General features: G+C 57.9%; 19 protein-coding genes. 8 read left to right on the top strand and 11 right to left on the bottom strand.

Translation table 11 applies throughout. The features are described 5' to 3' along the window. Positions 1 to 116: 116 nt before the first annotated feature. The 3 genes from metF to AUC61_RS00805 all read left to right on the top strand — a co-directional run bounded on the left by metF (position 117) and on the right by AUC61_RS00805 (position 4396). A complete protein-coding gene (gene metF / locus AUC61_RS00815) occupies positions 117 to 962 on the top strand; it encodes a methylenetetrahydrofolate reductase [NAD(P)H] (RefSeq protein ID WP_243244093.1) in 846 nt (281 codons plus the stop codon). Positions 963 to 1028: 66 nt separating this feature from the next. Then, complete coding sequence (locus AUC61_RS00810; protein WP_243244092.1) at positions 1029 to 2114, top strand: hypothetical protein; 1086 nt, start codon at positions 1029 to 1031, stop codon at positions 2112 to 2114. A 374-nt stretch (positions 2115 to 2488) separates the two neighbouring features. Beyond that, on the top strand, positions 2489 to 4396 hold the full coding sequence (locus tag AUC61_RS00805; protein ID WP_243244091.1) for an RNA helicase RhlE2: 1908 nt from the start codon (positions 2489 to 2491) through the stop codon (positions 4394 to 4396). 267 nt (positions 4397 to 4663) lie between these two features. On the opposite strand, the gene AUC61_RS00800 is transcribed toward AUC61_RS00805, so the two are convergent. Both AUC61_RS00800 and AUC61_RS00795 read right to left on the bottom strand, forming a co-directional pair. Continuing rightward, positions 4664 to 5242 carry a YceI family protein gene (locus AUC61_RS00800; RefSeq protein WP_122666951.1) on the bottom strand — a complete coding sequence of 193 codons (579 nt, stop codon included), beginning with the start codon at positions 5240 to 5242 and terminating at the stop codon, positions 4664 to 4666. 27 nt (positions 5243 to 5269) lie between these two features. Then, complete coding sequence (locus tag AUC61_RS00795; protein ID WP_243244090.1) at positions 5270 to 5818, bottom strand: cytochrome b; 549 nt, start codon at positions 5816 to 5818, stop codon at positions 5270 to 5272. A gap of 597 nt (positions 5819 to 6415) precedes the next feature. Here AUC61_RS00795 and AUC61_RS00790 point away from each other — a divergent pair. Further along, positions 6416 to 6649: a hypothetical protein gene (locus AUC61_RS00790; protein WP_243244089.1), complete on the top strand. Its 234-nt coding sequence runs from the start codon at positions 6416 to 6418 to the stop codon at positions 6647 to 6649. Positions 6650 to 6958: 309 nt separating this feature from the next. On the opposite strand, the gene AUC61_RS00785 is transcribed toward AUC61_RS00790, so the two are convergent. Further along, positions 6959 to 8821, bottom strand: a complete 1863-nt coding sequence (locus tag AUC61_RS00785; RefSeq protein WP_243244088.1) for a flavin monoamine oxidase family protein — start codon at positions 8819 to 8821, stop codon at positions 6959 to 6961. 313 nt (positions 8822 to 9134) lie between these two features. On the opposite strand from AUC61_RS00785, the gene AUC61_RS00780 reads away from it, so the two are divergent. Together AUC61_RS00780 and AUC61_RS00775 are read left to right on the top strand one after the other, a co-directional pair. Beyond that, positions 9135 to 10541: an adenosylmethionine--8-amino-7-oxononanoate transaminase gene (locus tag AUC61_RS00780; protein WP_243244087.1), complete on the top strand. Its 1407-nt coding sequence runs from the start codon at positions 9135 to 9137 to the stop codon at positions 10539 to 10541. Between the two features lie 155 nt (positions 10542 to 10696). Then, a complete protein-coding gene (locus AUC61_RS00775; RefSeq protein ID WP_243244086.1) occupies positions 10697 to 11416 on the top strand; it encodes a 16S rRNA (uracil(1498)-N(3))-methyltransferase in 720 nt (239 codons plus the stop codon). Between the two features lie 210 nt (positions 11417 to 11626). On the opposite strand, the gene hydA is transcribed toward AUC61_RS00775, so the two are convergent. The 7 genes from hydA to AUC61_RS00740 all read right to left on the bottom strand — a co-directional run bounded on the left by hydA (position 11627) and on the right by AUC61_RS00740 (position 18456). Next, positions 11627 to 13063, bottom strand: coding sequence for a dihydropyrimidinase (hydA, locus tag AUC61_RS00770; protein WP_243244085.1), 1437 nt, complete (start codon positions 13061 to 13063; stop codon positions 11627 to 11629). Between the two features lie 24 nt (positions 13064 to 13087). After that, entirely contained in the window at positions 13088 to 13984 is an 897-nt protein-coding gene (locus tag AUC61_RS00765; protein WP_243244084.1) for an allantoinase PuuE, read from the bottom strand. A gap of 60 nt (positions 13985 to 14044) precedes the next feature. Further along, the gene (locus AUC61_RS00760; protein ID WP_243244083.1) at positions 14045 to 14920 is read right to left on the bottom strand and encodes a MurR/RpiR family transcriptional regulator; all 876 of its coding nucleotides are present in this window, start codon (positions 14918 to 14920) and stop codon (positions 14045 to 14047) included. A gap of 19 nt (positions 14921 to 14939) precedes the next feature. Next, positions 14940 to 16187 (bottom strand): cysteine desulfurase-like protein, encoded by a 1248-nt coding sequence (locus tag AUC61_RS00755; RefSeq protein ID WP_243244082.1) that lies wholly within the window; start codon positions 16185 to 16187, stop codon positions 14940 to 14942. Between the two features lie 21 nt (positions 16188 to 16208). Beyond that, positions 16209 to 16943 carry an amino acid ABC transporter ATP-binding protein gene (locus AUC61_RS00750; protein ID WP_027902049.1) on the bottom strand — a complete coding sequence of 245 codons (735 nt, stop codon included), beginning with the start codon at positions 16941 to 16943 and terminating at the stop codon, positions 16209 to 16211. Next, positions 16943 to 17617: an amino acid ABC transporter permease gene (locus AUC61_RS00745; RefSeq protein ID WP_243244081.1), complete on the bottom strand. Its 675-nt coding sequence runs from the start codon at positions 17615 to 17617 to the stop codon at positions 16943 to 16945. The genes AUC61_RS00750 and AUC61_RS00745 overlap by 1 nt, the downstream gene beginning before the upstream one ends. 62 nt (positions 17618 to 17679) lie before the next feature. Then, positions 17680 to 18456: a transporter substrate-binding domain-containing protein gene (locus AUC61_RS00740; RefSeq protein WP_243244080.1), complete on the bottom strand. Its 777-nt coding sequence runs from the start codon at positions 18454 to 18456 to the stop codon at positions 17680 to 17682. Between the two features lie 347 nt (positions 18457 to 18803). Here AUC61_RS00740 and AUC61_RS00735 point away from each other — a divergent pair, with 347 nt between their 5' ends. After that, positions 18804 to 19187 carry a polymorphic toxin type 44 domain-containing protein gene (locus tag AUC61_RS00735; RefSeq protein ID WP_340163282.1) on the top strand — a complete coding sequence of 128 codons (384 nt, stop codon included), beginning with the start codon at positions 18804 to 18806 and terminating at the stop codon, positions 19185 to 19187. Continuing rightward, the gene (locus tag AUC61_RS00730) at positions 19165 to 19614 is read left to right on the top strand and encodes a hypothetical protein (protein WP_243244079.1); all 450 of its coding nucleotides are present in this window, start codon (positions 19165 to 19167) and stop codon (positions 19612 to 19614) included. The genes AUC61_RS00735 and AUC61_RS00730 overlap by 23 nt, the downstream gene beginning before the upstream one ends. Positions 19615 to 19800: 186 nt before the next feature. Here AUC61_RS00730 and trhA read toward each other — a convergent pair whose 3' ends face one another. Continuing rightward, positions 19801 to 20418: a PAQR family membrane homeostasis protein TrhA gene (trhA, locus tag AUC61_RS00725; RefSeq protein ID WP_243244078.1), complete on the bottom strand. Its 618-nt coding sequence runs from the start codon at positions 20416 to 20418 to the stop codon at positions 19801 to 19803. Positions 20419 to 20465: the final 47 nt, after the last annotated feature.

Below are 20465 nucleotides of genomic sequence, written 5' to 3'. Positions count from 1 at the left end.
GCTCGCGATAGCGTCAGATCAGTAGATACGTCCATCGACTGACCTGACGCTATCGCGAGCAAGCTCACTCCTACAGGGTGAAGTGTCAGGTTTTCGAATTCCCAAGGTTATTGACCATGTCCCAAGACCGCAGCTTCAGCTTCGAATTCTTCCCGACGAAGACCGAAGCTGGCCATGAAAAGCTTCTGAACGTTGCTCGTCAGATAGCTGGCTACAACCCCGCTTTCTTCTCCTGCACTTACGGTGCGGGCGGATCTACACGCGACGGTACGATCAATACCGTGCTGCAGTTACAAAATGAAATACAAGTGCCGTCAGCACCGCACCTGTCCTGCGTTGGCGACAGCAAGGACGACCTGCGCGGCCTGCTGAACCAATACAAAGAGGCCGGCATCAAGCGTATCGTCGCCCTGCGCGGCGACCTGCCATCAGGTATGGGTGTTGCCAGTGGTGAGCTGCGTTATGCCAGCGACCTGGTGTCCTTCATTCGTGAAGAGACCGGCGGGCACTTTCACATCGAAGTGGCTGCCTACCCTGAGATGCACCCTCAGGCGCGCAACTTTGACGATGACGTGAAGAACTTCGTGCACAAGGCCAAGGCCGGTGCCGACAGCGCAATCACCCAGTATTTCTTCAACGCCGACAGCTACTTCTACTTCCTGGAGCGCGTGCAGAAGAAGGGCGTAAGCCTGCCAATCGTGCCCGGTATCATGCCGATCACCAACTACAGCAAGCTCGCGCGCTTTTCCGATGCCTGCGGTGCGGAAATCCCGCGCTGGATTCGCAAGCAACTGGAAGCCTACGGCGACGATGTGCAGAGCATTCAGGCGTTTGGCGAACAGGTCATCACTGAAATGTGTGAGCGCCTGCTGGCAGGTGGAGCGCCAGGGCTGCACTTCTACACCCTGAATCAGGCAGAGCCGAGCCTGGCTATCTGGAACAACCTGAAGCTGCCGCGCTAAGATACGCATCCTTCTTACGGAGTAGGCCCTCACCTTCAGGGCCTACGATTAACTGGATGCATGTAGTTGACTTCTCCAGCCGACAAAGTCACTTCGACACCGCAGCTCATCTATCTGGTGTTCGGTGCTCGAACCTATCACCAGGAGGCGGTATTCAGTATCGCCAGTGCCTTGGCCTGCATGCGTCGGTCAGAACAAGCTCTTGATATCCAGGTCTTCACTGACGACCCGCTGCCCTATCAGGATTTGCCGGTACGCATTCGCGCGCTGGATCCAGAAACCCGCGAAGCCTGGAGCGCGCCGCACGGTTATCATTTCCGCACCAAACATGTGGTCCTGCGCCTGGTGCTGGAAGAGTCAGAACGTGCATTACTGATCGATACCGACACCATCTTCAATACCTCGCCACTCGCGCTCTTTGATCGGGTGAAGCCGGGCACGTTGCTGTGTAACGCGATCAACAAGCGCTATGGTACGAACCCGGATTCGAAACTGTATAAATCGCTTTCGTCGATTCTTCTGGCCAGAGGTCTGGCGGACGATGAAATGCCGATGCTCAATTCCGGCGTGATCGGCCTGATGAGAGAGGATGCGCATGTGCTCGACAGGTCCATCGCACTGATGGACGAACTGTTTCCACTGGCCCGAAACTCATACAGCCTGGAGGAATTCTGCCTGGCCATGGCTGCGTACAAGAGTATGCAGATCGCCCAGTGCCCGGATCTCATCCACCACTACTGGAGCCGCAAGCAACTGTTTCGGGCCAAGATCAACGCCTGGTTGCTAAAACATGCAGAAAACCCTGCCAGTGAAGACGCTCTGGACGATACGTCGCGCGTCAGCGCTGAGGTGCCGCGTCCACCCATCTGGCAGCGGCAGCTTTACAAGATGGCGACGCTGCTTGCCCCGGAACAGCAGCGCCAGTTCACCCGCGAAATTCTCTACGGCTGCTACGCCCACAGCAACGAGTTTGATCTGGCGTGCTGCACCGTATGGTGGGACAAGGCCCGGGAAAACGCCGAACAACGCCAAAACCAGCTATTTGATGCCCGTCAACTGGAAGAATGGTTGAATCATTGGGTACTTCGCGCCATGCTCGGGCAACGCCGAAAAGCCGTTCATGAGCATTTGATGCAACGTGAAACACGCTGATCTCGTGCGCACTCCAATCTGACATCAACTAATGACACCGTTGAGCAGCAGGAAAGGGGCGCTCGGCGTTTGCTCTGTTATACTCCGGCCTTCCCGCCAGGCTTACGCCCGGATGCTCGGTCTTGTTTCAGGCTCCTCGATCACGCCATTAGCGCATCTTTTTTATCGCGCAGCGTCACGAGATGCCCTGAAGGCCCAGCAGGACCGGACGGGACTGCGTTCTCCAGAGCTTGAACGAAAACACCGAGCCGCGATCACCCTGTTCATCGAACAGCATGGTCGACGCTCAGGCAGTTTCGACGAAGCCTGAACGCGATTCGCGCCAGGCAAGACTTCCCTTTGAGCATAAGCTCTAACTAAAAACAGGATTACTCATGTCCTTTGCTTCCCTCGGTCTCTCCGAGGCTCTAGTTCGCGCCATCGAGGCAGCGGGCTATACCCAGCCTACTCCGGTGCAACAGCGGGCCATTCCCGCCGTGTTGCAAGGTCGCGACCTGATGGTTGCCGCCCAGACAGGTACTGGTAAAACCGGTGGTTTCGCCCTTCCGATCCTGGAGCGGTTGTTTCCCAACGGTCATCCGGACAAATGCCAGCGTCATGGCCCGCGCCAACCGCGCGTATTGGTCCTGACCCCGACTCGTGAACTCGCCGCCCAGGTGCATGACAGCTTCAAGCTGTATGCCCGTGACCTGAAGTTCGTCAGCGCCTGCATCTTCGGCGGCGTTGGCATGAACCCACAGGTTCAAGCCATGGCCCGTGGCGTAGACGTTCTGGTTGCCTGCCCTGGTCGCCTGCTCGATCTGGCTGGTCAAGGCAGCGTCGATCTGTCCCACGTTGAAATCCTCGTGCTCGATGAAGCCGACCGGATGCTCGACATGGGCTTCGTGCATGACGTGAAGAAAGTCCTCGCACGTCTGCCAGCCAAACGTCAGAACCTGCTGTTCTCGGCCACGTTCTCCAACGACATCACGGCGTTGGCGGGCAAACTGCTGCACAACCCGGAACGCATCGAGGTCACCCCGCCGAACACCACGGTAGAGCGCATCGAACAGCGTGTATTCCGCCTGCCAGCCAACCACAAGCGTTCGTTGCTAGCGCACCTGATTACTCAGGGCGCATGGGAACAAGTGCTGGTATTCACTCGTACCAAACACGGTGCAAACCGCCTGGCAGAGTACCTGGACAAACACGGCCTTAGCGCTGTGGCGATCCACGGCAACAAGAGCCAGAACGCCCGCACCAAAGCACTGGCTGACTTCAAGGCTGGCGATGTGCGCATCATGGTTGCGACCGATATCGCCGCACGCGGCCTGGATATCGACCAACTGCCACATGTCGTCAACTTCGAGCTGCCAAACGTCGACGAAGACTATGTGCACCGCATCGGCCGTACCGGTCGTGCGGGCCGTACCGGCGAGGCTATTTCGCTGGTTGCGCCGGACGAAGAAAAGCTGCTGAAAAGTATCGAGCGCATGACCAAACAAAAGATCGCCGATGGCGACCTGATGGGCTTCGATATGTCTGCCGTTGAAGCTGAAAAGCCTGAAGTTCGCGAACGTCCGGATGTGCGTAACCCACGCAATCCGCGCGGTCCGCGTGGCGATGGCCCGAACGGCGGTGGCGGTGGTCGTAAAGACAAAGGCAAGGACAAGGGTAAAGAAAAACCGGCAGCTGCTGCTGGCGAACGCCCTGCCCGCAAGCCGCGCGAGCAGCAAAAGCCTCGTGACGGTTCGCCAGCCCGCGAACAGCGCTCTTCGACGCCACGTGCGGCAGCGGCCCCTCGCCCGGCCGCAGATCGTGCTCCGGATGAGTTTCTGGATGACGAAGTGGATAACTTCGGCAACCGCGCTGATTACGTCAGCCCGTACCAGAACAAGAATCAAGGCCGCGGTCGTCGTCCGGGCGCTCCGGCTACTGGCGCTGCACCTGGCGGCGCGGCACCTGCTGCACGCGGCCCTCGCCCAAGCGGCCCGCGCAGCGGCGGCGGTGCATCCACAGGCACACCGCCTGCCAAGCGTAATGGTCCACGTAACGGCGCTCCGCGCGATGGTCAGGCTCGCCGTGACGAGAACCCGCGCAATCGCCGCCCGGCACGCGATGATTCGGCCCGCCAGGAACCGGCAGTTCGCGGTCCTCGCGACAGTCAGAGCCAGCCACAACCGAAGATCATGCACAAAGAGTCGAAAAGCGATCGCTTCCCGTCCGCTGAACAACTCGATCAACTGCCAAGCCGCCCACGCGGTGAAAAACCTGCCTTGCTGACCCGCAACCGCGAAGGTTAAGAAAGGCTGGAACAAAAAAACGCCCCGACTGGTTCGGGGCGTTTTTTTTGCGCATGGTTTGCGCGACAAGTGCATATCCCTGTGGGAGCGGTGCTTGCCCGCGATAAGCGCTGGACGCGATCTAAAGTGAATCGCGTCCAGCATTATCGCGGGCAAGCACCGCTCCCACAGGATTGTGTGTTTGCCATTAAACAGCGCTGTGCCCTAAAGACGTTCACACACAAAAACGCCGACCCTGAGGTCGGCGTTTTTGATTAACCGGAACGCTTACTTGGCTTGAACGCCTTCGAAGCTGATTTCCAGGTTCAGAGTCTGCGAGGTAGGACCTGGGCCTTTGATGCCGAAGTCGTTCAGGTTAAGCGTCGAAGTACCGTTGAAGCCGGCACGGTAGCCGCCCCATGGATCCTTGCCTTCGCCGTTGAAAGTCGCCTTGATCACGATTGGCTTGGTCACGCCGTGCAGGGTCAGGTCGCCCGTCACGTCAGCAGTTTTCTCGCCAGTGGACTTAACAGCGGTGGAGACGAACTTGGCTTCCGGGAATTTGCCCGCGTCCAGGAAGTCTTTGCTCAGGATGTGCTTGTCGCGCTCAGCGTGGTTGGTGAACAGGCTGGCAGTTTTCAGCTCAACATCGATTTTGCTGGCTTCAGGCTTGGCAGCATCAAAACTGAACTTACCGCTCCAGTCTTTGAAAGTACCGTGAATGAAGCTGTAGCCCAAGTGGCTGATCTTGAAGTCAACGAAAGCGTGCTGACCTTCTTTGTCGATGACGTAATCAGCGGCCATCGCCTGACCGGCGGACAACAGTGCGGTACCAAGAGCCAGAGCGGCGAGAGTCTTCTTCAACATGCTTTTATTCCCGTTTTGGTTGAACAATTAAGCGCGACCCAGCATACGCTTGAGGGTCACATCGCGATCAATGAAATGGTGTTTCAGTGCAGCAAGACCGTGTAGCCCCGCGAAGACCACCAGCACCCAGGCCAGGTAGAGGTGAATCCAGCCTGCGGTTTCCGCCTGTTCAGGCAGGCCGCTGACCAACGCAGGTATTTCAAATAGACCAAATACCGGGATCCCCACGCCGTCGGCGGTGGAAATGAGGTAACCGGCGAACATCACAGCAAACAGACCGACATACAAAAACATGTGCCCGACGTGGGCGCCGATCCGTGTCCACTTGCCATAGCTGGCCAGAGACGGCGGCGGCGGGCTGAGCAATCGCCAGACGATGCGCAACAGCATGAAGGCGAACAGCGTGATGCCGATGCTCTTGTGCAGATCGGGTCCGGCTTTACGCCATGTGTCGTAATAATCCAGACCAACCATCCACAGCCCTAGCGCGAACAAACCAAACACTGCAACAGCGACGCCCCAGTGCAGCACCATGCTGACCAGACCATAGCGAGAGGATGAGTTGCGTAACTGCATTGCCATTACCCTGTAGGAATTGATGCCAGACTAGCTTTTTATCTATCGAATGAAAGCGCAAAATTTTGCTTTGAAGTATCGAAAAATACGATTGTTACGTTTTTCTCATATTCCATTTCGTCAGCGACAAGCGCTGCCAACTGCTCACGATAGTTTAAGAAACGCTATTTTCGAGTCTCTCCAACTCAGCATCCCCCAGAATCGCGCCGTAACAAAACCTTGTGATGACCATCGGCTGATCAGCCACGATGAGCGGCAATATGACCTTATCTCTCTGCGGTCTCACTCACGCCTTGCATGCGTCCCTTCGCGCTAAGCAATCGCATAAAAGCACAAAAAGTCAAAATAATGTCGTAATTTCTGTCAGAAAAAATGACACCCCTCAACGAAATATGAGCCAGTGACATTATTCCGACAGGTGGAGGCCCTAGGCCATTGTTAGAGCCTCAAATAAGCCTCAGCATCCTCCCAGGCCTACAAGGGATGAGCCTGTACTTCTCTTGCGCGAGCCCAATCAATCACTGCTACCAGTCTTCAGACAGTAACGAGCACCGGCGCAGGACGTTTAGGTCGTACTGATAAATGGAGCAACACCCGATGATGACTGTGTATTTTGTCGTGATGACGATGTGCAGTGGTATGGAAGGCTGTGTGGAGGAGCGAAGGCCGGGAGACGCCTACGCATCCAGAGAGGAATGCATGACGACGGTGAGCGCCATGACGCGGCGTAAAGGCGTGAAATACAAGTGCAAGAGCGAGCCGCAGTGGGTGCTCAAAGAAGACCGCCGTGTTGAAGGGAACAAGAGCTTCGTAACGAGCGGCGCCAAGTAAGCGGTTTCATTTTTTATAGACGTTGCCTCCTACCGCAAACGCCGCCCCGTAGGAGTGAACTTGTTCGCGAACGGCTGCGCAGCTGTCGTAAATCTGGCGACTCGATTCCAGCAAATGCACCGAGTCGCGGTCGTTGCTGCCGCTTCGCGCCAGATCGCGAACAAGTTCACTCCTACAAGGTATGTGTTTCAAGCCCATGATTGATGCGAGCTAATGCCCCGTTCTAACTGATCCGGGGCGTGAGGTTGCCAAATAAAAAAAGGGCGCGATCTCATCGATCAAGCCCTTTTCTTTGCTACTTCAGTCCGATCAGTTTTTAGCTTCAGCGGCTGCTTTGGCCTTCGCCTTGGCGGCAGCGGCTTTTTTGTCAGCCTCGATCTGGGCGGGTGTTTTGGCCGGTGCTTTTTTCGTAGCCTCTTTAACCGGTGCTTTCTTCGCAGGCTCGGTCTTCTTCACCGGCGCTTTTTTCGCAGGCTCGGCTTTGGCAGGTTCTGCCTTGACCGGCGCAACGACAGGCGCAACCACTGGAGCTACAGGCTCTGGTGCGGGTGCAGGCGCAGGCTCTGGAGCTTTCTCGACCGGCTTGGCGACAGGCTCTTCAGGGCAGCCAAACAAGCACGCGAAGAAACCTGGCTTCTCTTTAGCCTTGGTTTCGTCAGCTGCTTTGACTGGCTCCGGCTTCTTGGCTTCGGCCTTGTCGGACGAACCACCAAACAGGTTGCTGAAGAAACCGCCTTCGTCCTTCTTCGCCGCAGCAGGTGCTGGCGCAGGGGCGATTTTAACTGGCTCGAACGACTTGCCAGCAGCCAGATCCTGAACCTGGCTGGCAGCACGTTGACCGGTACGCAGAGCGCCTTCAACAGTGCCTGGGTAAAGTGCGTCAGTGTGCTCACCGGCAAAGGCTACACGCTGAATCGGCTTTTCCCACACACGCCAGAACTTGCTGATCTGACCTGGCCCAAAGGCCAGATAGGAACCGCCAGTGGACGGGTCAACACTGTAACGACGGATCTCGTAGCCGGTGTAAGCGCCGCGAGCCTGTGGATAGAACGTGTGCAGGCGAATCAGTACCTGATCCACCAACTGCTTGTCACCGAACGCTTGCATGATCCGCGCGTTATCGCCGGACAGGTTGATCACCACATTGGCGCCACCCTTGGTTGCAGGCTCGATCCACAGCATGCCCAGACCGGTATTACTGAAGATTTCACCAGACATGCGCGCCTTGCTTTCCCAAACAGGCGTCTTGAACTTGAGCATGATCTGGTCGCGCCAACCGTAGTTGGTGCTCTTGATGGCTGCCATGTGCTGGGCATCCAGCGCAGGCGTCATCTGGATCTTGCTCAATGCGCGGAGCGGCACGGCCAGCACCACGTAATCAGCGCTGTAACCGACTGCACCTGCCTTGACCGTTACGCCGTCCTTATCCTGAACGATGGCGGAAACCGGTGAGTTGGTCTTGATCGTTTTGATCTGTTTGGCAAACGCCTCTGCCAACACCGCGCTACCACCCGGCAGACGCGCAGCACGACGATCACGGTCGTCGACATTACGATAGACACGGGACTGTTGTGCGAAATACAGCAGCGACAAGCGCGAAGGCTCGTCGTAACGCGTACGAATTTCCTGATTGATCAACTGGCGAGCGGTGGCAGGCAGGGTCAGACGATCCAGCCAGTTAGCCACGTTGATCTGATCCAGCGCGAACAGCGTGCTGTTGGAGGCCGGGCTTTCCGGGTTATCGATGGAGCGTGCGAGGTTGTCGAGGGTTTCTTCGTAGCGCTTGATCGCCTCGGCGGTCGCCGGTTGCTTGAGCGCCAGATCAGCCTTGCTGAAATACACACCATCAATCAGGTAGCCAGGCGTGCGAACGAACTCCGGAGCGGGCACGGTAGCCAGCTTGAAGCGTTCCAGATACTGGTTCAGTGCTGGCTGAGCCTTGGTGTTGCCGATCCATTCGCTGGTGGCCAGGCCAGAACGGCCGCCCAGGCTTGGCTTGGCCTCCAGCAAGGTGACCTGCCAGCCTTTGGCTTGCAGCTCATAAGCAGCCGTTAGACCCGCAAGCCCACCGCCAACCACGATAGCGGTCTTTGGTTTTTCATTAGCGAGCGCCGAAACGCTGACCAGCCCAACTAAAACGAGCGCACAGGCGCGCAGCCAACCAGAAAGCATTCAGCAGACTCCGAAAAAAGCAGGGGAGGTTTCGGGATATGACGCTCGATACGTCACAGAGGCGCGAAGGATACGCCAGCCGCATCAGGGCTACCAGTAATGAAATGGTGCCCATTCTTGTAGGAGCGCACGAGCACCGCGAGGCCGCGATGGCGGTGCACCAGGCAGATCGCTATCGCGGCCTCGCGGTGCTCGTGCGCTCCTACAGGTGGCTCGGTTTATCACACTAAAGGTTGTCCCGTAGCCGGTCATTGCATAGGCTTGCGCGATTGCTCGTCCTCGCACCATGCGAGTCGTTACCCGGAGAAAACCAATGGGCCTGAATGATCAGTGGATGCAGCGTGACCTCAAGGTTTTGTGGCACCCCTGCACCCAAATGAAAGACCACGAAAGCCTGCCGCTGATCCCCATCAAGCGTGGCGAAGGTGTGTGGCTGGAAGACTTCGAAGGCAAACGCTATCTGGACGCCGTCAGCTCCTGGTGGGTCAATGTGTTTGGCCACGCCAACCCACGCATCAATCAACGCATCAAAGATCAGGTCGACCAACTGGAACATGTGATCCTTGCCGGTTTCAGCCACCAGCCAGTGATTGAGCTGTCCGAGCGACTGGTCAAACTCACGCCTGAAGGTCTGACCCGCTGTTTCTATGCCGACAATGGTTCGTCGTGCATCGAAGTCGCGCTGAAGATGAGCTTTCACTATTGGCTCAACCGCGGTCAGCCGGACAAGAAGCGCTTCGTCACCCTGACCAACAGCTATCACGGCGAAACCATGGCCGCGATGTCAGTGGGCGACGTGCCGTTGTTCACCGAAACCTATAAAGCGCTGCTGATGGATACCATCAAAGTGCCAAGCCCGGATTGCTACCACCGCCCCGAAGGAATGGGATGGGAAGAGCATTCGCGCAATATGTTCGCGGCTATGGAACAGACCCTGGCGGAAAACCACGCCACCGTGGCAGCCGTCATCGTCGAGCCGTTGATTCAGGGCGCAGGCGGCATGCGCATGTATCACCCGGTGTACCTCAAGCTGCTGCGCGAGGCTTGCGATCGCTACGGTGTGCATTTGATCCACGACGAAATTGCCGTAGGTTTCGGTCGTACCGGAACCATGTTTGCCTGCGAGCAGGCCGGTATTCGTCCGGACTTCCTGTGTCTGTCCAAAGCCCTGACCGGTGGATATCTGCCACTGGCGGCCGTGCTGACCACCGACGACGTGTACGACGCGTTTTACGACGACTATCCGACGCTGCGTGCCTTCCTGCATTCCCACAGCTACACCGGTAACCCGCTGGCGTGCGCGGCGGCATTGGCGACGCTGGATATTTTCGAGCAAGACAACGTCATCGAAAACAACAAGGCCCTGGCCCAGCGCATGGCGACCGCCACCGCGCATCTGGTCGATCACCCGCATGTGGCGGAAGTGCGTCAGACCGGCATGGCGCTGGCCATCGAGATGGTTCAGGACAAGGCCACCAAAACGGCCTACCCGTGGCAGGAGCGCCGTGGTTTGCAGGTGTTCCAGCATGCACTGGAGCGCGGAGCGCTATTGCGTCCGCTGGGCAGCGTGGTTTACTTCCTGCCGCCCTATGTGATCACGCCGGAGCAGATCGACTTCCTCGCCGAAGTCGCGACTGAAGGCATCGACATCGCCACGCGTAAAAGCATCAGCGTTGCCGTGAGAAAGAATTTCCACCCGGATTTTCGTGATCCGGGTTAGTAGCAAGCATTAGATGAAACGCGCGCCCTTGTGGGAGCGAGGCTTGCCCGCGATAAGGCTGGACGCAACGGACCTGATATCCGCGTCGCCCTTATCGCGGGCAAGCCTCGCTCCCACAAAGGGTCTGCGATTTACCAAAATTTCAGAGACCCACCATGAGATTGTCCCGCTTCTTCATCGACACCACCCTGAGCCTCGGTGAACATGAACTGCCTGAAGCCCAGGCGCATTACATCGGTCGCGTGCTGCGCATGGCCGAAGGCGATGCGTTGCAAGTGTTCGATGGCTCAGGCCAGGAGTATCGCGGCACCTTGCTGGAAGTCGGCAAGAAACGCGTACGCGTTCAGCTCGACGAAACCTTCCCCGGCCAGACCGAATCACCTCTGCGCATCCATCTCGGCCAAGGCCTGTCCCGTGGCGAGCGCATGGACTGGGCGATTCAGAAAGCTACCGAACTGGGCGTCACGGAGATCACCCCGATTGTCAGTGAGCGCTGTGAAGTGCGTCTCAAGGACGAACGCGCCGAGAAACGTCAGGCCCATTGGCAGCAGATCGCGATCAGCGCCTGCGAGCAATGCGGTCGCTCGGTGGTGCCGGTGATTCACCCGCCGATGCCTTTGGCTGAATGGCTAAAGCGCAGTGACGCAGACCTGAAGCTGGTATTGCACCCGGTTGCAGAGCCGCTGACCAGCCACAGCAAACCCACCACCCTCGCCTTCCTGATCGGTCCGGAAGGCGGTTTGAACGACGCCGAAGTCGATCAAGCCCAAGACGCTGGTTTCCACGCCGCCCGCCTCGGCCCACGAGTGCTGCGCACCGAAACCGCACCTGTCGTGGCACTCAGCGTGGCGCAGCAGTTGTGGGGGGATTTCTAACTTCCGAGACATGCTCTCCCTGTAGGGGGGACCGGGGTGGCGACCCACATTGCTCGCGATAGCGGTCTGTCAGTCGATGAATATATCGCCTGAGCTTACGCTATCGCGAGCAATGTGGATCGCCACCCCGGTCACTCCTACAGGTCCGTGTTGGCATCACGACGGCGTGGTGCCAAGGACAACGGGGCGATGCCTATAGCCGTCGATAAATCAAACCGGCAACTCGGTCTTCCTGCGCCGGGTCTTGGCCGGTTCCGGTCTTGCGCAAGGCAAGAACTGTCCGCGTCCCGGTTGACCCAATGCTGCGCCATCCCACACTACTTCGCCCCGTGAAAGAGTCAGCGCAGGCCAGGCCGTCAAGCGCATACCTGCGTACGGCGTGTAATCCACACGGTGGTGCAAGCGGTCGTTGTGCAACTCGAAATCCAGCCCTTCATCCCAGATCACCAGATCCGCATCAGCGCCAATCGCAATGCTGCCTTTGCGCGGATACAAGCCATACAGCCGTGCGGCATTGGTCGAAGTCAGCGCGACAAATTCCTGCGCAGTAATGCGCCCGGTGCAGACGCCTTCCGACCAAAGCAATGCCATGCGCGTTTCAATGCCAGGGATGCCATTGGCCACTTCCGAAAATGGCGCATGCTCGCCGTGAGCGCGTTTGCCGTCCGGACCTTCGTAACGAAACGGCGCATGGTCCGAGGAGAACACCTCAAACGAGCCGTTCTGCAGGCCATCCCAAATAACTTGCTGGTTTGCGGCGTCCCTTGGTGGTGGGCTGCAAATGCATTTGGCGCCTTGAAAACTGTCATCGCAGCCCAGCGAGTCAGCGGTCAAAAACAGATACTGCGGACAGGTTTCGCCATACACCTTCAAGCCATGATCCTGTGCCCAGCGAATCTGCTCGATGGCTTCTCGACCCGATACATGAACGATCAGGATTGGCACATCCACCAGTTCGGCCAGTGCTATAGCGCGGTGAGTCGCTTCGCGCTCTACCAGCATGGGCCGTGAGGTCGCGTGATAGCGCGGTGCGCTTAACCCCGCTGCCAAAAGACGCTCGGTCAGCCAGGCAATACAATCGCTGTTTTCAGCATGCAGCATGACCATCGCGCCTTCTGCCCGTGCGACAGACAATGTCTCCAGGATCTGCCGGTCGTCCAGCTTCAGCGCATCGTACGTCATGTAGATCTTGAACGAGGTGTAGCCTTCGGCGATCAGGTCGGGCAGCTCTCGGCGCAACACGTCCTCGGTGGGGTCCGTCACGATCAAGTGGAAAGCGTAATCGATCAGCGCCTTGCCATCCGCTCGCCGGTGATAATCATCGACAGCGGCACGCAGACTCTGCCCTTTCTGCTGGCAGGCAAACGGGATCACCGTCGTCGTACCGCCGCAGGCCGCGGAGCGCGTCCCGCTTTCGAAATCGTCCGCCATCACCGAGCCGTCACCGGTGGGCTGATCCAGATGCACATGACTGTCGATACCGCCGGGCGTCACCGAGCGACCGGCTGCATCGATCTCCCGGGCAGCACCTTCCAGGCCCAGACCCAGCGCGACGATCAGCCCGTCGCGAACGCCAATATCACTGACAAAACTGTCCGCCGCCGTGATGACTTTGGCGTTGCGAATGACTAAATCAAAAGCCTGCATGGCGCGGCGCTCCTCAAGGTGGGTTTAGCTACGGCTCATCCATGCCTTGGCAATCTGCTCGCGGGTCGCGAACCAGACGCCTTCGTGGGCCTGGGCATATTCGATGAAACGCTTGATCGCCCGCACGCGGCCCGGACGACCAACCATGCGCGGGTGCAAACCCACCGACATCATGCGCAAGCCATCGGCTGACTCTTCGTAAAGCACTTCGAAGCTTTCCTTCATGTACTCGAAAAAGTCCGACGCCTGAGACAGGCCGGGCGAGTTCCAGTAGCGGAAGTCATTAACGTCGCTGGTGTACGGCACCACCAGATGCTGTTTGCCTTCAACGTCGACGTAGTACGGCACGTCGTCGTTATAGGCATCGGAGTCGTAGAGAAAACCGCCCTCCTCGGCCACCAGACGCCGGGTCCGTACGCTTGCGCCATAGCGGCAATACCAGCCGACCGGACGCTTGCCGCAGGTGCGCTCGAACGATTCCACGGCAAGGCGAATGTGCTCGCGCTCCTCCTCTTCGGTCAGGCGGAAAACCTCTTCCCATCGATAGCCGTGACTGCAGACTTCATGACCCAACGCGACGGCCGCTTTAGCGACATCGGGGTTCTGTTCGAACGCAACGGCGCAGGCGTGAAAAGTCGACGGCACACCAGCTTTTTCGAGGATCTCCAGAATCCGCCATATACCGACCCGCGAGCCGTATTCATACATCGACTCCATGGCGAGGTTGCGCACGCCATCAGGGAATTGGTAGCTGCCCCATTCAGTCATGCTTTCCTGATCGGTATCGCCCATTGCCAGCGAACGCTCGGAGCCTTCTTCATAATTGATGACCAGACTGATTGCCAACCGCGCACCATTAGGCCAGGTGCCTTGAGGACGGTTTTGGCCGTAGCCGACCAGATCGCGAAGGGGTAAAGCCATATGAGCAATCTCCTGCACAGGCGCAGATGGTTGGGTTCGAACAGACCGCAAAGCCCGGGCTCAGCAGTCGATGTTTTTCAGCGCATCATGATCGGGGCCGCTGACGGACTGACCGTCGCGAAACGCCAGGCCCATCGCCAGGGTCTGGGCCACGCAGAACGCCGCCGTCAGAGAGCGAAAGCCCAGTAATTCCGCATCGTTGACTTCAATGATCACCGCCGCGTGCTGGCCGATCGGGCTGAGCAGGCTGTCGGTAATCGCCACAATGGGTGTACCTGTCGCGACTGCCTGCTGGCAGGCTTCGATGGTTTCCTGGGCATAAGGCGGGAAGCTCACGGCGACCAGAATGTCATCGCTGTGCAGCGCACCCACTTGCTCGCGCAACGAACCGCCGAGGCCACTGATGTGCACGGCGCGGCGACCGACGCGACTCAGCGCATAGCTCAGGTAACTGGCCATCGGGAACGACCGGCGCATGCCCACCACGAACGTGGTGCGCGCCCGTTGCAGCAGCGTAATCGCCTGCTCCAGCGCTTCGACCTGCTGCCCTTCGGCCAGGTGTTCAAGAGACACGATATTGGCCCGGCTAAACGCAGTCAGGATGGCACCGATATCGGTCGGATCTTCGAGTAGTTCTTCGCCCTGATAGTGACGAATCCGTTCGCTAAAGCTCGATGAACCCGCTTGCTGCAACGGTGCCTTGAACAATCGCTGCAAGTCGCTGAAGCCATTGAACCCCAGCGCCTTGGCCAGACGAATGAACGCCGATGAAGCAATCCCCGAGCGCTCCGCCAGCGCAGCGACTGTGTTGAGCGCCACGTCATGCGGATGCTCGGTGAGGTAACACGCCGCATCACGCATGCGCGCGGTCAAGCGATCCTGCTGCTCGACGATAGCCGCACGTAACTCGGCAAGGGTTTGAGGCACTGCTGACATGGAAGGTCGCTCGTAAAAATCAGGATGGACGCAAATCGTTGATCGCCTCGGCCAGATGCCGGACCAGACGCTGCATTTCGTCGACCGTGTTGTAGTGCGCAATCGAGACGCGTACCACACCGCCGAACCGGGCAAGGCCCAACTGTTCGATCAAGTGTCGCGCGTAGAAGTCACCGAAGCGAATCCCGATCCCGTGTTCATCAATGCGCCGCACGATGGCTTCCGATTGCACGCCCTCCACCACAAAACTGATGGTCGGCACCCGGTCGCCTGAGGTGACACGCGGTTTGCCGATAATACGCACGCCCTCGGTTTCACGGAGAAATGCCAACAGGGTTTCGGCCAGCAAGTCTTCCTGCACTTCGAAGGCGTCGAACGCTGCCTGCATGACCTCGCGCGGGCTACCGGTCGCTCCCAGACGCTGGCCGATGTCCAGCAGGTATTCGTTGATGCCCATGCAGCCGTACGACAGCTCGTAGTTGAGGTTGCCCGGTTGCAGCTTGTAAGGGATCACGTCCTGGCCGATGAAAAAGTGATTAAGGCTTGGCAGCTCAAGTAGCGCATCACGATGCCCCCAAAGCACCGCGAAGTGCGGGCCGAAAACCTTGTAAAAACTGAACACGTAATAATCGGCACCACTGGCCTGCACATCCACCAGACGATGGGGCGCATACGCCACGGCATCGACGCACAGCTTGCCGCCCACGGCGTGCACACGACGGGCGACTTCGGCCACCGGATTGACGCTACCCAGAATGTTCGACGCATGGGTCATGGCCACATAGCGGGTGCGCGAGCCAAGCAGTGCATCCAGATCGTCGAGCTCCAGTTCCAGGGTTTGCGGATCAACTGACCACACTCGCAACGTCGCACCACGCTCGTCGCACAGCCGCTGCCACGGGCCGATATTCGCCTCGTGATCGCTGTGGGTGACGATGATCTCATCGCCGCTGTTAATCGAGGGCGCAATGGCGCGGCAGAGGATTTGCAGCAAGTGCGTGGTCGAACCGCCCATCACGCATTCTTCGGGGTGATAGGCGTTGATCAGTTGCGCCACGGACTCCCGGGCTTGCAGCACCAGCGCCCCGGCTGAAGCCGATCCGTTGTAGGAAGCGCCCAATTGCACGCTGCTGTGAATCAGGTAGTCGCGGACTCGGTCAGCCACGCGCCCGAGCACCGCCGAACCACCGGCGTTGTCCAGATACGCAAAACCATCGGCCAGCATGGGGAACTGGCGGCGCACATAATCGATATCGAGGGCGTTCAATTGGGCAGTCTCCAAAAGGAATCAGTGGTGCAGGATGGCCTGCAGAAAGGCCTGAGTTCGCGGCTCTTGAGGCGCTGTGAAAAAAGCTTCGGGCTTGTTCTGTTCGATGATCCGGCCGCTCTCCATGAAAATCACACGGTCGGCGACTTTACGGGCGAAGCCCATTTCATGGGTGACCACGACCATGGTCACGCCTGAGCGCGCCAGGTTCTGCATGACGTCGAGCACCTCACCGACCATTTCCGGGTCCAGCGCCGAAGTCGGCTCATCAAACAGGATCACCCGTGGCTCCATGGCCATGGTTCGGGCAATGGCCACGCGTTGTTGTTGACCACCGGAAAGCTGGCCGGGGTATTTGTCGGCGTGTGCGCTCATGCCGACCTTTTCCAGCAATACCCGCGCTCGATCCTGCGCATCACGGCGCGATAAACCGCGCACCCGTACCGGTGCCAGCGCCACATTGGCCAGCACCGTCATGTGCGGGTAGAGATTGAAATTCTGGAAGACCATGCCGACTTCGCAGCGGATACCTGCCAGTTTCGGCCCGGTTTCGACCCGCTGATCAGCTACCCGGATCTCGCCTTCCTGGTACTCCTCCAGCAGATTGATGCAGCGGATCAGCGTGGACTTTCCTGAGCCTGACGGCCCGAGAATCACCACCACTTCGCCCTGCTCCACTGACAGGTTGATATCCGCCAGGGCCTGAAATCTGCCATAGAACTTGGCAACGCCTTCGATCTGGATGACTGCGCTCATCAGCTCTTCCTCCCCGCGCCGTTGCGCCGTTCGACCCAACTGACCAGTTGCACCAGAGGCAGTAACAACAACAAGTACATGATTGCAGCGCCCACCAGCGGTGTCGGGTTGGCTGCAAGGGCTTGTGCCTGCGTGGCTTGTTTGAGCAGATCAGGCATCGCAACGACAGAAGCCAGTGCAGTGTCCTTCATGACGTTGATGCAGTTACTGGTCATGGGCGGCAAAACAATGCGCATGGCCTGCGGCAGGATTACATCGCGCATCGTGTTGAAGAAGCTCATGCCCTGCGACGCCGCCGCTTCGAACTGACCACGCGGAATGGCTTCGATGCCGGAGCGAAATATCTCGGCCGAATATGCACAGGACACCAGCGATAACGCTGCCACCGCTGCGGCGAACGAAGAAAGACGAATCCCCACAAACGGCAGCGCGTAATAAATCAGCACCAGAAACACCAACAGCGGGATCGAGCGCATCACATCGATGTAAATCCGCGCCAGCAACCGAATCGGTGCATAGCCGTACAGACGTAGCATGGCCAGCAGCAAGCCGCCCACCAGACCAAGAATGATGCTGACTACGCCAAGCAACACCGTCACCCCGAGGCCCCGCAGCATCTGCGGCAGTGCGTCGACAAACACACCCCAGTTGAAGAAAGTCTGGACCAGCTCCATCAGGACTCCTTGGTGACAGCGCCGGGCGCCGGGTTTGAACAGTCAGTGGTTATTTGCCGCGCTTATTTGAGAACGTCGACAACCTTGACGGTGCTGGACTCTGGATCAGCGTCTGCACCAAACCACTTCTTGTGCAGATCGGCGATCACGCCTTCTTTTTTCATGGCGGTGATGATGTCGTTGACCTGAGTCGCCGACGCCCAGCCTTTAGCGTGCATCAACGAGTACTTCTCGCCGGTAGGGATGCGTGCGACCACCCGATATTGCGGCTTGTCTTTGATGTAATAGAGCACCGCCGGAATATCGCTGACGTAGCCGTCCATACGCCCGGAAGCCAGGTCGAGCATCGCCGGGGAAAGCCCTTCGTAACGGGACACATCGCCAAATTTGTACTCGGCCTGATGCGCCGTCACCCACATGTCGCCAGTCGAGCCGGTGTCTACGCCGACCACTTTGCCCTGCATGCCTTTGAGGCCATCAATGCCCGATTTGGTCAGCACCGACAGTGACTGATCGCTATCGTAGTACGGCTGAGCAAAACCTACTGACTCAAGACGTTTGGGGGTAATCGTGATCGACGAAATGGCGATGTCTGCACGCTTGGACTGCACGGCACTGAACAGGCCGTTGAAAGGAATATTCACAAACTCGACCGTCTTCCCGGCCCGCTTGGCGACTTCTTTGACCACATCGACTTCAAAGCCGACGATCTCGCCTTTGGCGTCCTGAAACTCCCAGGGCACGTTGCCCACGTTGGCACCCACCGTCCAGTCCGCCGCCCAGGTAGAGGCCGAAAACGCAGTGGCCACCGCCATACTCAAGAGTACTTTCACGTTCATCAATTGCTCCCGAACTCAGTCGTTTCAAGAAGTCGCCAGCAGGCGGGTCGAGGAACAGACTAGGAGCAAGAATCAAATAATTCAACATTTTTAAATAATGAATTAAATGCTTCAATGCAGTGCAAAAGCCTGCCGATTTGGTGCGGCCAGACGGTGCGGTGCGCTACGGGGAGGCTTGGGTGAAAATCAGCTGAAGGGTTGCGTGGTGTGCACTGATGCGGGGCAGGCCGATGATGTGATTACAGAAATATCCGATGCTTTTGTAGGAACGCTCTCGAACGCTCCGCGCCCCGAATTTACCCTGAGCTCTGGTAATACGTTTCGCCTCTTGCCATGAGGGGACAATAATGCAAATTCCGGAAGCGCCCGAAAACGTATCAATTCTTGAGAACATGCACGTAGCCCGCCGCAAAAGACACTCCTTACAGGACGGCTCGGCGTTTCTCTACTCCTGGTTTTATAAGCAGGTCCGCAATAGAGGTCCTTGGGATTACAAACAGCGATCTGCGCGCTATGAGGCACTTGGAAATTTCAACTACGGAGCCGCAGGCACGGCAGCCGGTATACCATCTTCGCGGCTGTTGCGGGCGGCAGGAATGGCACAGACTGCTTCGGGAACCTCTAGACCACAATTCGGTGTCTGGTGGCGAGATGCACCATACGGAGATGATCCCAATGACCAATTCTGGATCAAACAAGGAATAGCTTATGCTCGCTCCAGAGGCTTCTAGATTGATGATCCGATGTATCGCCTACATGACTCTTGCTGCTTGCCTGCTACATACAGGCTGGACTTGGCTCAATCAACCTGGCAACCCAGAATTGGATCAGGTTGTACTCAAATACTCACTGGCAAATGGCGGCTTCATCTATGGGGTCAGAGACAATCGCGGCGGTGCCACGGTGGGGTTTAGCTATCGCTTTTACGCGCATAACGCACTTGTCGACGATGAAGACATCAAACGGGTTCTCATAGAAGAGCACCCGTTTCTTGTCACTAAAGATCCAAACGTCAGCATCGTCGGGCAGGACAAGAAAATCTTGGTATCCGTGAAAGGTCAGGTCTATTCATTCTCGAGCAGAACATTCTTCAAAAACTCTGACGGCTCGGGCGTCACTCCCATTGATGTCGACCTGGTCGTCCAGACACCTGAATAGCGTCGGGTTACGGATCACCAGTTCAGGAGACTTCCGAAGGCGGACACAACTCTATGTAGGAGTGAGCTTGCTCGCGATTTCGATTTTTCTGTCGATAAGTCATCGCCTGACCTGACGCTATCGCGAGCAAGCTCACTCCTACAGGACCCTATGCTTGCCTCGATACAGCGCCGGCGCACCCGCTACTCACAACACATAAAAACAAATCGCCACGAAGTGCAGCAGGCTCCCGGCCATCACGAACAAATGCCAGATGCCGTGCCAGTGGCGAAAGCGGGTGTCGTAGGCGAAGAAGATGATGCCGATGGTGTAGAGCGCGCCACCCGCGGCCAGCCAGGTAAAGCCCGCAGTGCCCAGTGCGGCGATCAGAGGATTGACGGCCACCAGCACAATCCAGCCCATCACGGCGTAGATCACGATAGACATGATCCGCGCTTCGGAACGGGGTTTGATTTCCTGCAGGATGCCGATCACTGCCAGGCCCCAGACCACGCCGAATAACGTCCAGCCCCATGGGCCGCGCAAGGTCACCAGACAGAACGGCGTATAGCTGCCTGCAATCAACAAATAGATCGAGAAATGATCAACCTTCTGCATGATCACTTTCGCTCGCCCGCGTACGCTGTGGTACACGGTCGATGCGCTGTACAGCGCCACTAGCGTTACGCCGTAGATCGCGACGCTGACGATCTTCCAGATATCGCCCTGCAAACTGGCAATCGCCAGCAACCAGACCGCGCCGACCAAAGCCAGCACCGCACCGACCAGATGCGACCAGGCGTTAAATTTTTCTCCGTAATACATCCGCACACTACCTCATCATTCTGAACCGCAGCGCAAGGCTCTAGCTT

Origin of the sequence: Pseudomonas maioricensis (assembly GCF_022790535.1) — a bacterium.
Classification (GTDB): domain Bacteria; phylum Pseudomonadota; class Gammaproteobacteria; order Pseudomonadales; family Pseudomonadaceae; genus Aquipseudomonas; species Aquipseudomonas maioricensis.
This window is presented reverse-complemented; position numbering and strand designations above follow the sequence as displayed.

Coding starts and splice junctions, on each gene's coding strand:
- metF (WP_243244093.1), top strand. CDS start 117: ATGTCCCAAGACCGCAGCTTCAGCTTCGAATTCTTCCCGACGAAGACC.
- AUC61_RS00805 (WP_243244091.1), top strand. CDS start 2,489: ATGTCCTTTGCTTCCCTCGGTCTCTCCGAGGCTCTAGTTCGCGCCATC.
- AUC61_RS00800 (WP_122666951.1), bottom strand. CDS start 5,242: ATGTTGAAGAAGACTCTCGCCGCTCTGGCTCTTGGTACCGCACTGTTG.
- AUC61_RS00795 (WP_243244090.1), bottom strand. CDS start 5,818: ATGCAGTTACGCAACTCATCCTCTCGCTATGGTCTGGTCAGCATGGTG.
- AUC61_RS00790 (WP_243244089.1), top strand. CDS start 6,416: ATGATGACTGTGTATTTTGTCGTGATGACGATGTGCAGTGGTATGGAA.
- AUC61_RS00785 (WP_243244088.1), bottom strand. CDS start 8,821: ATGCTTTCTGGTTGGCTGCGCGCCTGTGCGCTCGTTTTAGTTGGGCTG.
- AUC61_RS00780 (WP_243244087.1), top strand. CDS start 9,135: ATGGGCCTGAATGATCAGTGGATGCAGCGTGACCTCAAGGTTTTGTGG.
- AUC61_RS00775 (WP_243244086.1), top strand. CDS start 10,697: ATGAGATTGTCCCGCTTCTTCATCGACACCACCCTGAGCCTCGGTGAA.
- hydA (WP_243244085.1), bottom strand. CDS start 13,063: ATGCAGGCTTTTGATTTAGTCATTCGCAACGCCAAAGTCATCACGGCG.
- AUC61_RS00765 (WP_243244084.1), bottom strand. CDS start 13,984: ATGGCTTTACCCCTTCGCGATCTGGTCGGCTACGGCCAAAACCGTCCT.
- AUC61_RS00760 (WP_243244083.1), bottom strand. CDS start 14,920: ATGTCAGCAGTGCCTCAAACCCTTGCCGAGTTACGTGCGGCTATCGTC.
- AUC61_RS00750 (WP_027902049.1), bottom strand. CDS start 16,943: ATGAGCGCAGTCATCCAGATCGAAGGCGTTGCCAAGTTCTATGGCAGA.
- AUC61_RS00745 (WP_243244081.1), bottom strand. CDS start 17,617: ATGGAGCTGGTCCAGACTTTCTTCAACTGGGGTGTGTTTGTCGACGCA.
- AUC61_RS00740 (WP_243244080.1), bottom strand. CDS start 18,456: ATGAACGTGAAAGTACTCTTGAGTATGGCGGTGGCCACTGCGTTTTCG.
- AUC61_RS00735 (WP_340163282.1), top strand. CDS start 18,804: ATGCAAATTCCGGAAGCGCCCGAAAACGTATCAATTCTTGAGAACATG.
- AUC61_RS00730 (WP_243244079.1), top strand. CDS start 19,165: ATGCTCGCTCCAGAGGCTTCTAGATTGATGATCCGATGTATCGCCTAC.
- trhA (WP_243244078.1), bottom strand. CDS start 20,418: ATGTATTACGGAGAAAAATTTAACGCCTGGTCGCATCTGGTCGGTGCG.